This window comes from Neoroseomonas lacus, from assembly GCF_014644535.1.
In the GTDB taxonomy this organism is placed as follows: domain Bacteria; phylum Pseudomonadota; class Alphaproteobacteria; order Acetobacterales; family Acetobacteraceae; genus Neoroseomonas; species Neoroseomonas lacus.
On record NZ_BMKW01000014.1, the window covers coordinates 111,126 to 123,772 of the forward strand.

Annotated in this window: 12 protein-coding genes; 11 read left to right on the forward strand and 1 reads right to left on the reverse strand. The window is 69.7% G+C overall.

Annotation, left to right across the window (positions count from 1 at the left end; genetic code table 11):
- Positions 1-135 precede the first annotated feature (135 nt).
- The 10 genes from IEY36_RS24660 (at position 136) to IEY36_RS24705 (ending at position 10,645) form a co-directional block, all read left to right on the forward strand.
- Entirely contained in the window at positions 136-1,023 is an 888-nt protein-coding gene (locus tag IEY36_RS24660; protein ID WP_188971909.1) for a TauD/TfdA family dioxygenase, read from the forward strand.
- Positions 1,023-1,760 (forward strand): aspartate/glutamate racemase family protein, encoded by a 738-nt coding sequence (locus IEY36_RS24665; RefSeq protein ID WP_188971911.1) that lies wholly within the window; start codon positions 1,023-1,025, stop codon positions 1,758-1,760. The genes IEY36_RS24660 and IEY36_RS24665 overlap by 1 nt, the downstream gene beginning before the upstream one ends.
- A 12-nt stretch (positions 1,761-1,772) precedes the next feature.
- Complete coding sequence (ypfJ, locus tag IEY36_RS24670) at positions 1,773-2,615, forward strand: KPN_02809 family neutral zinc metallopeptidase (protein ID WP_188971913.1); 843 nt, start codon at positions 1,773-1,775, stop codon at positions 2,613-2,615.
- A 90-nt stretch (positions 2,616-2,705) separates the two neighbouring features.
- Positions 2,706-3,746: a TRAP transporter substrate-binding protein gene (locus IEY36_RS24675; RefSeq protein WP_188971915.1), complete on the forward strand. Its 1,041-nt coding sequence runs from the start codon at positions 2,706-2,708 to the stop codon at positions 3,744-3,746.
- The gene (locus tag IEY36_RS24680; RefSeq protein WP_188971917.1) at positions 3,743-4,231 is read left to right on the forward strand and encodes a TRAP transporter small permease; all 489 of its coding nucleotides are present in this window, start codon (positions 3,743-3,745) and stop codon (positions 4,229-4,231) included. The genes IEY36_RS24675 and IEY36_RS24680 overlap by 4 nt, the downstream gene beginning before the upstream one ends.
- Positions 4,228-5,544, forward strand: coding sequence for a TRAP transporter large permease (locus IEY36_RS24685; RefSeq protein ID WP_188971919.1), 1,317 nt, complete (start codon positions 4,228-4,230; stop codon positions 5,542-5,544). Before IEY36_RS24680 ends, IEY36_RS24685 begins: the two co-directional genes overlap by 4 nt.
- Before the next feature lie 65 nt (positions 5,545-5,609).
- Positions 5,610-6,674, forward strand: coding sequence for a TauD/TfdA family dioxygenase (locus tag IEY36_RS24690; protein WP_188971921.1), 1,065 nt, complete (start codon positions 5,610-5,612; stop codon positions 6,672-6,674).
- Complete coding sequence (locus IEY36_RS24695; RefSeq protein ID WP_188971923.1) at positions 6,675-7,991, forward strand: LLM class flavin-dependent oxidoreductase; 1,317 nt, start codon at positions 6,675-6,677, stop codon at positions 7,989-7,991.
- A 139-nt stretch (positions 7,992-8,130) separates the two neighbouring features.
- Positions 8,131-9,585 carry a M81 family metallopeptidase gene (locus IEY36_RS24700; RefSeq protein WP_188971925.1) on the forward strand — a complete coding sequence of 485 codons (1,455 nt, stop codon included), beginning with the start codon at positions 8,131-8,133 and terminating at the stop codon, positions 9,583-9,585.
- A gap of 85 nt (positions 9,586-9,670) precedes the next feature.
- Positions 9,671-10,645, forward strand: coding sequence for a Bug family tripartite tricarboxylate transporter substrate binding protein (locus IEY36_RS24705; protein ID WP_188971927.1), 975 nt, complete (start codon positions 9,671-9,673; stop codon positions 10,643-10,645).
- A gap of 291 nt (positions 10,646-10,936) precedes the next feature.
- Here the strand turns inward: IEY36_RS24705 and IEY36_RS24710 are convergent, their stop codons facing one another.
- Entirely contained in the window at positions 10,937-11,539 is a 603-nt protein-coding gene (locus tag IEY36_RS24710; protein WP_229681556.1) for a TetR/AcrR family transcriptional regulator, read from the reverse strand.
- A 274-nt stretch (positions 11,540-11,813) separates the two neighbouring features.
- On the opposite strand from IEY36_RS24710, the gene IEY36_RS24715 reads away from it, so the two are divergent.
- Positions 11,814-12,647 carry a sterol desaturase family protein gene (locus IEY36_RS24715; protein ID WP_188971931.1) on the forward strand — a complete coding sequence of 278 codons (834 nt, stop codon included), beginning with the start codon at positions 11,814-11,816 and terminating at the stop codon, positions 12,645-12,647.

The window sequence follows — 12,647 nt, forward strand, 5'->3', positions numbered from 1 at the left end:
TCTCCGGCGATAGGACCGGCGCAGGTTCGACCCGTCCCGCCGATCCGGCAAGAAGGTGGGCGCCTTGTGACCTGACGCACCGCACATGCTACCAATACGTGTATGAACCCCCCCTCGCGACCCCGCCCGAGGCCCGTGCCCCAGACCGGCCCCGCCGTCTGGGCGGCGGGCGACCTCACCGCCGCGGATTGGATGGTGCCCGTCGGCACAGAAGAGGCCGCTGAACTCGAAGCCGCGCTGACCGCCGCGCATGCCGCCGCCCCGGTGCCGGCGCTGACCCGCCTCGCGCCGATCCTCGCCGATGTCACCACCCGGCTCGACACCGGCCGCGGCTTCTGCCTGCTGCGTGGCCTGCCCTTCGACCGCCACGGCGCGGCCGCGGCCGAAGCCGCGCTGCTCGCGCTCGGCATGGAACTCGGCAAGCCGCTGAACGGCCAGGCACCGGCGGTCAGCCGCCTGATCGGCCTTCCCCTCACCGAGGCCGGCACGCGCTCCGGCCCGCCGCGCTTCCACACCGAGGCCTGCGACGCCATCGCGCTGCTTTGCATGACCAACGGACCGGAGGCGCCGCCCCATGTGCTGGTCTCCGCCGGCGCCGTGCACAATGAAATCATGCGCAGCGACCGCGCCGCGCTCGCCGAACTCTACGAACCCGCGCCGTTGATCGAGGAAGGCGAACCCGTCCTGCGCGCCGTCTTCACCGTGACCGGCGGCGCCTTCGCAGCACGCTATACCCGCCACGCGGTCGAGGAAGCCGCGCGGATGCCGCAGCCAGGCGCGCCGCCCCTGCCCGTCGGCCTGCGCCCGGCCTTCGACCTGCTCGACAAGGTCTGCGCCGAACCGGCCCTGATGCTGCGCATCGAACCGCGGCCCGGCGACCTCATGCTGTTCAACCCGCATCTGGTGTGGAAGCTGCGCACCCTGGTCGAGGCGGCCCCCGACGCCCCGGAAGCCGCACAGGAATTCCGCCGCCTGCGCATCACCATGGCGCATTCGCGCCGCACCGTGGCGGAACCCGGCTGATGCGCCTGCTGGTCGCCAACGCCAACACCACCGAGGCGATCACCCACGCCTGCGCCGAGGCCGCGCGCGCCGTCGCCGCGCCGGGCACCGAGATCGTCGCCGCCACGCCGCGCTTCGGCCCCGCCGTGGTCTCGACGCGGGCGGAGAACATCGTCGCCGGCCATGCGATGCTGGAACTGCTCGCCGAACATGCCGGCAGCGTCGACGCCGTGCTGCTCGCCGTCAGCCATGACACCGCGCTCGATGGCGCGCGGCAGATGATGCCCTGCCCGGTGGTCGGCATGACCGAGGCCGCTTGCCTGACAGCCTGCATGCTCGGGGGCCGCTTCGGCCTGATCACCTTCGGCGGGGTCGAACAGTATCGCGAATTGATGGCCCGCTACGGCCTCGACTCCCGCCTGGCCGACATCGTCGCCGTCAACGCCTCGCCGCCCGAGGCGGTGGCCGACCCCGACAGCGTCGGCACCAAGGTGCTTGCCGCGGCCAAGGCGCTGGCGGCCGAGGGCGCCAATGCCGTGGTGCTGGCCGGGGCCGCGCTGGCCGGCTTCGACAACCGGCTGCAGGCCGCCGCCCCGGTGCCGTTGCTAGACGGCATGGCCTGCGGCGTTCGCATGGCGGAGATGCTGGTCGCGCTGCGCCTGCCCAAGCCCCATGCCGGATCCTACGCCGCGCCGGTCGGTCGCATGACGGGAGGCATCTCTCCGGCTCTTGCCGCGTTGTTGCGAGGCAACCTGTAGCGGAGCAGCGCCATGCGTCTCGACGGTCCGGAGAGCGACAATGTCGAGGACCGGCGCGGCCAGCGCGTCACGGGCCGCGGCGTGGTGGTCGGCGGCGGCCTCGGCACCGTCGTCATTGTCATCATTGGCCTGCTGCTCGGCGTCGATCCTGCCGTGTTGTTGCAGGGCCAGCTTGCCGAACCGACGCCGGCCGCCCGGCAGCAGGCCGCGCCGCGCGACGACGCCGGCCGCCGCTTCATCGCCCAGGTGCTGGGCGAGACGGAGGAGGTCTGGCGCGCCGAATTCGCCCGGCGTGGCGCGCGTTATGAAGACCCCAGGCTGGTCTTGTTCAGCGGCGCGACGCAATCCGGCTGCGGCCATGCCCAGGCGCAGATGGGCCCCTTCTATTGCCCGGTCGACCGGCGCGTTTACATCGACCTCGACTTCATGGCCGAACTGCAGCAGCGCCTCGGTGCGCGCGGGGATTTCGCCGCCGCCTATATTGTGGCGCATGAGGTCGGCCATCATGTGCAGAACCTGATGGGCATGCTCGGCCGCGTCGATCAGGCGCGGCGCGGGCAGGGGGAGGCGGCCTCCAACGCCATGCAGGTGCGTATCGAGCTTCAGGCCGACTGCCTGGCTGGTGTCTGGGCACGCCGTGCGCAGGAGACGCGCAACATCCTCGAGAAGGGCGATATCGAGGAAGGGCTGAACGCCGCCGCCGCGGTCGGCGATGACCGCCTCCAGCGTGCCAGCCGCGGCTATATTTCGCCCGAGAGCTTCACCCACGGCACCTCCGCCCAGCGCGTCGGCTGGTTCCGCCGCGGATTGGACAGCGGGCGGATCGAGGCCTGCGACACCTTCGCGCGCGACTGACGGCCACACGCCGACGTGTGGAACGCCATTTGCTGGACCTCGCCGGATGTACCGGGCGAGGATGCCCGCAGGGATGGCAAGGGGCTGACGATGATACAGCGGCGTGACCTTCTTGGGTTGGCGGCGGCGGGCGTGGTGCTCCCGGCCCTGGTGCGCGCGCAGGGCGCACCACAATTCACCTTCCGGCTGCATTCCTTCTCCTCGCCCACCGCGCTCGACCACACCATGCACCTCGATCGCTGGGCGGAACGCATCGCCACGGCCTCCGGCGGGCGCATCAAGGTCGAGGTCTATCCGGCCATGCAGCTCGGCGGGCAGCCGCGCGACCTGGTGCAGCAGCTCGAAGACGGCGTGGTGGACCTGATCTGGACCGTGCCCGGCTTCACTCCTGGCCGTTTCATGGGCGTCGAGGGCCTCGAACTTCCCTTCATGAACACTGGCCTGTCGGTCTCCGAGAGCCCGGCCGCCTTCAACTTCGTGCAGAAGCACCTGGCCGACAACGAATTCCGCGGCATCAAGATCGTCGCCATCAACGCGACCGACCGCGCGCTGGTGCACACCACCCGCAAGCCGATCCGCACGCTGGAGGATTGGCGCGGCATGCGCATCCGCGTCGCCGGCCGCTGGATCGGCGAGGCGGTCACCGCCCTCGGCGGCACCCCGGTCGGCATCGCGCTGCCGGGTGTCTATGAGGCACTGGCGCGCGGTCAGGTGGAAGGCATGATGATCAACTGGGCGATCACCCAGCCCTTCCGCTTCTACGAGGTCGCGAAGTTCCACTCCGAGCCGCGTGGCGGCATCTTCCAGGGCATGATCCTGACGCTGATGAGCCAGCGTTCCTACAACCGCCTGCCGGCCGACCTGAAGGCGGTAATCGACGCCGATTCCGGCGCGCCGCTCTCCGCCCGCCTCGGCGAGATCTGGGACAGCCAGACCCAGCCGGCCATCGATGCCACCAAGGCTGCCGCCGGCAACGAGATCATCGAGATCCCGGATGAGGAAAAGGCGCGCTGGCGCACCGCCGTGCAGCCCGTCTACGACGCCTGGATCGCCGAGATGACCCGTCGTGGCCGCAATGGCCGCGCGATGTTCGAGGATATCCAGGCGATCGCCGCCTCCGCCCGTTCGTGACTCGGCTGCGCGCGCTGCTGACCGGCCTCGCCCAGGTCGGAGCGCTGCTTGGCGGCGCGCTGCTGCTGGTGGCGGTGGGCGTCACCTGCGCCTCGGTCGGGCGTGGCCTGGTCGGGCGCCCGATCCTGGGTGATTCGGAAGTCGTCGAGATGTGCCTCGGCATCGCCGTCGCGCTGTACCTGCCCTGGGCGGAAATGCGCGGCAGCCATGTCATCGTCGATGTCTTCACTGCGCGGCTGCCGGCGCGCGGCCTCGCCTGGCTCGACGCGGTGATGCGCGGCTGCGTCGCGCTGGTCGCGACGGTGCTGGCGGTGCAGACCATCGACGGCACCTACGGGCAATGGGACCGCGAACGCGCCACCATGTTCCTCGAACTCCCTTATTGGTGGGGCTATGCGGGGGCGGCGGTCGGCCTCGCGCTCTGGACGGTGACGGCCTTCTTCGTCGCGATCGAACGGTTCAGTGAGGCACGGCACCCTGCATGACTGGCTTCGAGATCGGGCTGCTGATGTTCGCGGCCGCGCTGCTGCTGATTGCCCTGCGCATGCCGGTGGGCGTGGCGATGCTGCTGGTGGGCGGGCTCGGCTATGCCGCCATCACCGGCTGGACGCCGCTGCTCGCGACGCTGCGCAGCATGCCGTTCAGCAAATTCTCCTCCTACACGCTGTCGGTCATCCCGCTGTTCCTGCTGATGGGGGATTTCGCCACCAAGGGCGGGCTGAACCGCGCGCTGTTCAACGCCGCACGCGCCTGGTTCGGCCATTGGCGCGGCGGCCTCGCGGTCGCGACCATCGGCGGCTGCGCGGCCTTCGGCGCCATCTGCGGCTCCTCCCTCGCCACCGCCGCGACAATGAGCCAGGTGGCGCTGCCCGAGATGCGCCGCCACGGCTATTCGCCCGCGCTGTCCACCGGCACGCTGGCGGCGGGCGGCACGCTCGGCATCCTGATCCCGCCCTCGGTGATCCTGGTCATCTACGCCATCTACACTGAGCAGAGCATCGGTGTGCTGTTCATCGCCGCCGTCATCCCCGGCATCCTCGCGACCGCCGGCTACATGGCGGTGGTGAACCTCTATGCCCGGCTGTACCCGGCTGCCGCGCCGCCGGCCGAGCGCCTGCCCTGGTCGTCCCGCTGGAAGCCGACGCTGGAGGTCTGGCCGGTCATCCTGGTCTTCGTGCTCGTCGTCACCGGCATGTATGCGGGCTGGTTCAGCGCGACCGAAGGGGCGGCCATCGGCGCCGCGGCGACCGGCGTGCTCGCGGTCACTCTCGGCGGCATGCGCTGGCAGGGGCTGAAGGAAAGCCTGCTCTCCACCGCCGAGACCACCGGGCTGATCTTCATCATGCTGCTCGGCGCGGAACTGTTCAGCGCGGCACTCGCCCTGTCGCGCGTGCCGGCGGAACTCTCCGCGACGGTGGCGGCGATGGACCTGCCGCCGCTCGTCGTGCTCTTCGCCATCCTGCTGATCTACTTCATCCTCGGCTGCTTCATGGAAAGCATGGCGATGGTGCTGCTGACGCTGCCCATCTTCATCCCGCTCATGCTCGCCCTCGACTTCGGCATGAACCCGCAGCAAGTGCTGGTGTGGTTCGGCATCCTGGTCCTCGTCAGTGTCGAGGTCGGGATGATCTCGCCGCCCTTCGGCCTCAACCTGTTCGTCATCAACGCCATGGCGAAGGACGTGCCGATGAGCGAGACCTACAAGGGTGTCGCCGCCTTCTGCGCCTCGGATGTGGTGCGCATCATCCTGCTGGTCCTCGCACCGGTCCTGTCGCTGTGGCTGCCCGGCCTCTGGTGATGGCCTTCGCGCCGGGCGGCTCCTGATCTAGGCTCGCCCGGCGAGGAAACATCAGGACAACGGCAATGGCGAAGACCAATGGGTTGCGCCCCGTCGACGGCAGGGCGCTGTGGTACGGCTCCGACCTGGCAGGCCGCACCGACTGGCTGCGGCACCTCACGCCAAGCGAGATCGAGGCACTGGAAGCCGCCTCCGGCCGCCTCGCCGACAGCGCCATCGACGTCGCGGCGATCGGCCCCGGCGACCTCGACGTCCCCGCCCTTGCCCCCCTCGTCGAGGAGATCCGCGACGCCGTCCTGCGTGGGCGCGGCTTCATCCTGCTGCGCGGCGTGCCGGTGGAGCGTTGGTCACGCCGGCAAAGCGCCTGCGCCTATGTTGGCCTTGGCGCGAAGCTGGGCGAGCCGGTCTCGCAGAACGCGATGGGTCACATCCTCGGCCATGTGAAGGATATCGGCGGCGACTACGCGCAGCCGACGCATCGCGGCTACCAGACCGCCGCGCGGCTGCCCTATCATTGCGATGCCTCCGACGTGGTCGGCCTGCTCTGCCTGCAACCATCGAAGGAGGGCGGCAAGTCGAGCCTGGTCAGCGCCTGGGCGCTATACAACGAAATGCTGGCGCGCCACCCCGACCTGCTGCCGGAACTGACGCAGCCGGTCTATCGCGACCGCCGCGGCGAAGTGCCCGAGGGCGCGGACCCCTGGTACGCCGTCCCGGTGTTCAATCCGATGCCCGATGGCGGCCTCGTCGCCACCTATGTCCGCAGCACCATGCGCAAGGCACAGCGCTTCCCCGAGGTACCGCGCACCACGCCGACGCTCGAAGCTGCCTGCGACGCGCTCGACGCGCTGGCCGAAGACCCCGCGATCCATCTCGACATGGATTTCCAGCGTGGTGACATCCAGTTCGTCAGCAACCACTGGATCATGCATTCGCGCACGGCCTTCGAGGACTTCCCGGAACCGGAAAATCGTCGCCATCTCTACCGCCTGTGGCTGGCCTGCCCGGACGGCCCGGCGCTGCCCGAGGTCTATACGCGCGCCTGGCAGGGTGCGACGCAGGCGGGGCGCCCGGCCGGCATCCGCGTGCCCGGCGTCGACCTCTCCGCGCCGCTCGATGCGAGCTGGTGAATGGCCCGCCAGCTCCACCTAAACCTGTTCATCCATGCCCGCGGCCATCACGAGGCCGCGTGGCGCCACCCCGCCGCCTCGCCGCTCGCGCTCACCGATATCCGCTACTACAGTGACCTCGCGCAGCGCGCCGAGGCCGGGCTGTTCGATTCAATCTTCCTCGCCGACCAACTCGCCCTCGGTCCTGACGTCGCGCATGCGCCGCGCATGTGGCTGGAACCCATCACCGTGCTGGCCGCGCTGTCCGGGGCGACCAGCCGCATCGGCCTGATCGCCACCTGCTCGACCACCTATACCGAGCCCTACAACCTGGCACGGCAATACGCCTCGCTCGACCACATGAGCCGGGGCAGGGTGGGCTGGAACATCGTCACCTCCTGGCTGGCGACGGCGGCGGCGAATTACGGCGATGCCGGGCAACTCAGCCATGCCGACCGCTACGCCCGCGCCGAGGAATACATGCAGGTCGTCACGGGCCTGTGGGATTCCTGGGCGGACGACGCCGTGGTGGATGATCGTGCCAGCGGCCTCTATGCCCATGCCGATCGCATCCGGCGCATCGACCATGCAGGCCCGCACTACAAGGTTGCCGGCCCGCTCAACATGCCGCGCGGCCCGCAGGGACGCCCTGTCTTCGTGCAGGCGGGGTCATCGGAGACCGGCAAGCGCTTCGCCGCCCGCCACGCCGAAGCGGTGTTCACTGCGCAGATGGAAAAGGCGACAGCGCGCGACTTCTATGCCGAACTCAAGGCGCTCGCCGCCGCCGAAGGCCGCGACCCGGACCAAGTGCTGATCCTGCCCGGCCTCAGCCCGGTGATCGCCGCGACCGAGGCGGAAGCCGAACGCCTGTCGCGCGAACTCAACGACCTGTCCGACCCCGAAGTCGGCCGCTCGCGCCTGTCGGGCCGCTTCGGCGGCCACGACTTCTCGCATCTGCCGCTCGACCGCCCGCTCTCGCCCGAGGACTTCCCCGACCCTGCCACGGTGGAGGCTGCGCGCAGCCGGACCGAGGTGATCATCGGCCTGGTGCGCCGCGAAAAGCCGACGCTGCGGCAATTGCTCGGCTACCTCGCCGGCGCGCGCGGCCACTACGTCACCACCGGCACGCCCGAACGCATCGCCGACCTCATCGAGGACTGGTTCACCGACGGCGCCGCGGATGGCTTCAACGTCATGCCGCCGGTGCTGCCCTCGATGCTGGACGTCTTCGTCGAGCAGGTGGTGCCGCTGCTGCAGAAACGCGGCCTGTTCCGCACCGCGTACGAAGCGAACACGCTGCGCGGGCACTACGGCCTGTCACGCCCGCCGGGGTTCTGATGCGGCGGACGCGTGGCGCGCACGTCGCGCTGCGGCGGCATGCCTGGGGGGCGACGGCACCGTCCGTCGGCACGCCGTTGACCACCTTCACGTCGCCGGGGTGATTCCACCCACGCGCCAACTGCCCTACCATCCCGGCATGCCGCACATCGCCGTTGCCCGCCTGTGGTTCGAAGGCAATTCCTTCACCCCCGTTCCAACCCCCCGCAGCGCCTTCGAAAGCCGCGAATGGGGCAGCGGCCCGGGCCATCTCGCGCGCTACGCCGGCACTGCCACGGAACTCGGCGCGCTGCACGCCTTCCTCGCCGACCGGCCAGGCTGGCACGCCACGGTGTTGCCCTGCCTCGCCGCGCAACCCGGCGGCCCGATGACCGACGACACCATCGCCGCCTGGCGCAGCGACGTCGAAGCGGCCCTGAAGGCACAGCGCTTCGACGGCATCTACCTCTCCCTGCACGGCGCCTGCGTGACGGAATCCGACCCTGAGGCGGATGCCACCACCATCGCCCGCATTCGCGCCATCGTCGGCCGCGACACCCCGATCACCGCGAGCTTCGACTTCCACGCCAACATGGCGCCCGAGATCGCCCAATGGCTCGACGGCGCCTCCGCCTACCGCACCTATCCGCATATCGATATGGATGCGGCGGCGACGCGCGCGCTGCACCAGCTAGAACGCCGCCTGTCCGGCGCACCGCGCGCCCATGGCCACATCGCCAAGCGCCCGATGGTGCTGCACAGCTTCCACATGCGCCACGAGGCCGGCCCCATGGCCGAGGTCTGGGCCGAGGCTGCGGCAGCGGAACGCGCCCCCATTCTCGACGCCTCCATCTTCGGCGGCTTCGCCTGGGGCGACAGCCCGCATGCCGGCCCTTCGGCCATGGTCTGGGCCGAGGATGCCGCGGCCGCGCGCGACCTCGCCGAACGCCTCGCCGATGCCATCGCATCGCGCCGCGCGCGCTTCGCCGTCACACTGCCCGACCCGGCCGCAGCCCTCGCCCAGGCGCTCGCCGCGCCGCCCGGCCTCGTCGCGCTGCTCGACCCAGCGGACAATCCGCTGTCGGGTGGCATCGCCGACACGCCGGCGATGCTTCGCACGCTGATCGACGCGCAGCTCGACGTGCCATCGGTCTTCGCCTTCCTGCATGACCCGGCCTCGGTCGCCGCCGCGCGGGAGGCCGGCATCGGTGCGACGTTGACGCGCCACCTCGGCGCCACCGTCACGGAGATGTTCGGTCGCCCCGTCATCGCCGAGGTCGTCGTCGAACGCCTCACCGACGGCCACTTCGTCAATGAGGGCCCGATGGAACGCGGCGCGCCGGTCGACCTCGGCCCGAGCTGCGTGCTGCGTGTCGGCAATCTGCGCATCATCTGCACGACGCTGAAGGAATCCGCCGTCGATCCGGGCTTCTTCGCGCTGCACGGCATCGACCTCGCCACCACGCGGCTGCTTGCCAACAAGGGCAAGAACCATTTCCGCGCCGCCTTCAAGGATCGCTGCGTCGCCATCGTGGAATGCGATGCGCCGGGACCCGCGGCGCTTGATCTCGCGGCGCTGCCCTGGCGCCATGTGCCCCGCGAATGGCTGTCCTGACCGACGCGAAACCATAGCGCGCGCATCCTTGCGCCTGGCCTGCGCGCGGAGTAGCGCCCAGCCACACCGTTCAAGGATCCCCCCAATGACGCGCATCACCCGCCGCGCTGCCCTCGGCACCGTCTCGCTGCTCGCAGCACCCGTCGCCCTGCACGCCCAGCCCACCTGGCCGAACCGCCCGATCCGGCTGATCGTGCCCTTCTCCGCCGGCGGCGCCACCGACGTGACTGCGCGCGTCATCGCCGAACAGCTCGGCGGCAGCCTCGGGCAGCCGGTGGTCGTGGAAAATCGTGGCGGCGCCGGCGGCAATATCGGCGCCGACGCCGTCGCCAAGGCCGACCCGGATGGCTACACGCTGCTGATGGCCACGATCGGCACTGCGGCGATCAACCAGTACCTCTACGCGCGGATGCCCTTCAAGCAGGACGACCTCGCCGCCATCGCGATGGTCAACCAGGTGGCCAACGGCATCTTCGTCAACCCGGAGATGCCGGCGACGACCCTCGCCGAACTGATCGCTCTGGCCAAGAGCAAGCCCGGCGAACTCAACTACGGCACGCCGGGCAATGGCACCTCGGGCCACCTGTCGGCCGAATTCCTCAAGTCGCGCGCTGGCATCGATCTGCAACACGTCCCCTTCCGCGGCACCGGCGGCGTGATCCCGGAACTGCTCGCCGGCCGTGTGCAGGTCGCGGTGGACAACCTGCCGGCCTACCTGCCGCATGTCGCCGCGGGGCGCGTCCGCCTGCTCGCCGTCACCTCGCGCGAACGCTGGTTCTCGGTGCCGCAGACCCCGACGGTCGCCGAGAGCGGCTTCCCTGGCTTCGAGGCGGTGGCCTGGTTCGGCCTGCAGGCGCCCGCGCGGACGCCACGTCCGATCATCGACCTCGTCTCGGCCGCCACGATCGAAGCCATCAACAAGCCCACCGTGCAGGCCAAGCTGCGCGAGGTCGGCAGCGAGCCGCGGCCGCTCGGCCCGACCGAATTCCAGGCCTTCATCAACGAGGAAAGCGTGAAGTGGCGCGATGTCGTGCGCATGTCGGGCGCGCGGTTGGATTGAAACAATGCCTAGGCACGCGTCGTTGACGCGTGCCTAGGCCGCGAATGCAGTCAGGCGAAAGCCAGGAAAATCGCAGTTTTGCGCGTAACGCAGAACGCACGCCTTCTGCGTTACGCGTCTGAGGGCAAGGAATAGCGAACGCCAACGGCCGGCGAATTCCACCGCCGGCATCGATCACAGGAAGGCTTGAAGGCACCGCTCCAAACCCGGCCATCCATCCAGCACATTCTCGCTGGGCGGCCTTGTGCGGGCCGGTGCCGTTCATCGAAGAAGCACTCTATCAGCGCCGCACTACGCGTCCCTCTTGCCCGCCCACAGCATCCCCATCACCAGCCGCACCAACGCATCCTCGAAGGCCGGTGTGCCAAGCAGGGGGCTGCGTTCGATCGCCGCCGCCCGCACGCAGCCCACGATCGCCCGCAGCAGCACGAAGCGCCCGGCCTCGCCGAGCGGCGGGAAATGCCCGGCGCAACGGGTCTCCAGCGCGGCCAACAGCGGCTCGGCCACGCCCACGGAGACGAACGGGTCGTCCGGCATCCGTCGCATCATGGTGAGGATGATCGCGCGCCTCACCCCATGGCGCCCACGGAACGCCCCCAGGAAGACACGGATGGTCTGGCGCAGAGCTGGCTCCGGATCGGCCGGGTCGAACTCGGCAAATTCCGTCGCGAGCCGCGCGAGCACACGCTGCTGCTCACGCGCCGCCATGGCGCGCAGAATGGCGTCCCGATTGGGGAAATACTGGTAGAGCGTGCCGATCGAAAACCCCGCCCGCTCTGCGATGCGGTTGGTCGTCAGCGCCGCCTCGCCATCCTTCTGCAGGATCTGAGCACTGGCTTCGAGGATGGTCTCGACCGTCTCCTGCGAACGTCCCTGGACGGGAGTTTTGCGCATTGAAATCAACGACTTGGTCTGTTTCGCCATGTAACCTCGGCGGCGTCGGGATGCGAGTGGAGAAAACTGAGGATCGCTCGGATATTCAGCTCACCGATGACGCTGTCGCAACGGTGCGGCGGCCGGGTCGGCAAGGCAAGGATTTCCAGCATGCGTACTCCGTTCGGCGTCGCTGCCGCCTCGGCCCTCCGGTTCGCCGCCCCGATCACGCAGGCACGCGACATCGCCCGCACCGCCACCGCCAACGTCAGTCGCTGAGAGGGAGACAGCCGTCATGTCACAGAATCCTTTGCTTCTCGCCCTGCCGGCACTGATGGCGGCCGGGCTGATCGAGGCGATGCTCTGGCGCCGCCTGCACGGCCAACGCTACCCCTGGGGCGAGGGCCTCGCCTCGATCGGCGTCGCCATCGGCCAGGCGGTGCAGCGCCTGCTCGCCGGCGGCGTGGTCGCCGCGCTGTTCTTCGCCGTCTGGCAGTGGCGCCTCTGGACCGTGCCGCTCGACACCGCCTGGGGCATCGCGCTGCTCTTTCTCGCGGTGGAGTTTGCCTATTACTGGCATCACCGCCTGCACCATCGCGTGCGCTGGTTCTGGGCGACGCATGCGGTGCATCACTCGCCGAATGAGATGACTTTCCTCACCGCCATCCGCCTCGGCTGGACGGCGGAGATCTCCGGCGGCTTCCTGCCCTTCCTGCCGCTGGCGCTGCTCGGCTTCCATCCGGTCGGCATCTTCGCCGCGCTGGCGGCCAACCTGATCTACCAGTTCTGGATTCATACCGAGATGGTGCCGCGGTTGGGCTGGCTGGAGCTTGTGCTGAACACGCCGTCCAACCACCGCGTCCATCATGCCAGCAACGAACGCTATCTCGACCGCAATTTCGGTGGCGTGCTCGTCATCTTCGACAGGCTCTTCGGCACCTACGTGGCCGAGGCGCAGGACGAACCCTGCCGCTACGGCCTGACCACGCCGCTGGTCAGCACCAATCCGGTGACGATCGCCTTCCATGAATGGCGCAACATGCTGCGCGACGCACGCCGCGCCCGTGGCTGGAAGGCGAAGCTGCGCATGCTGTTCGGCCCGCCCGGCGCACCGCTGGAGACGCCCTGA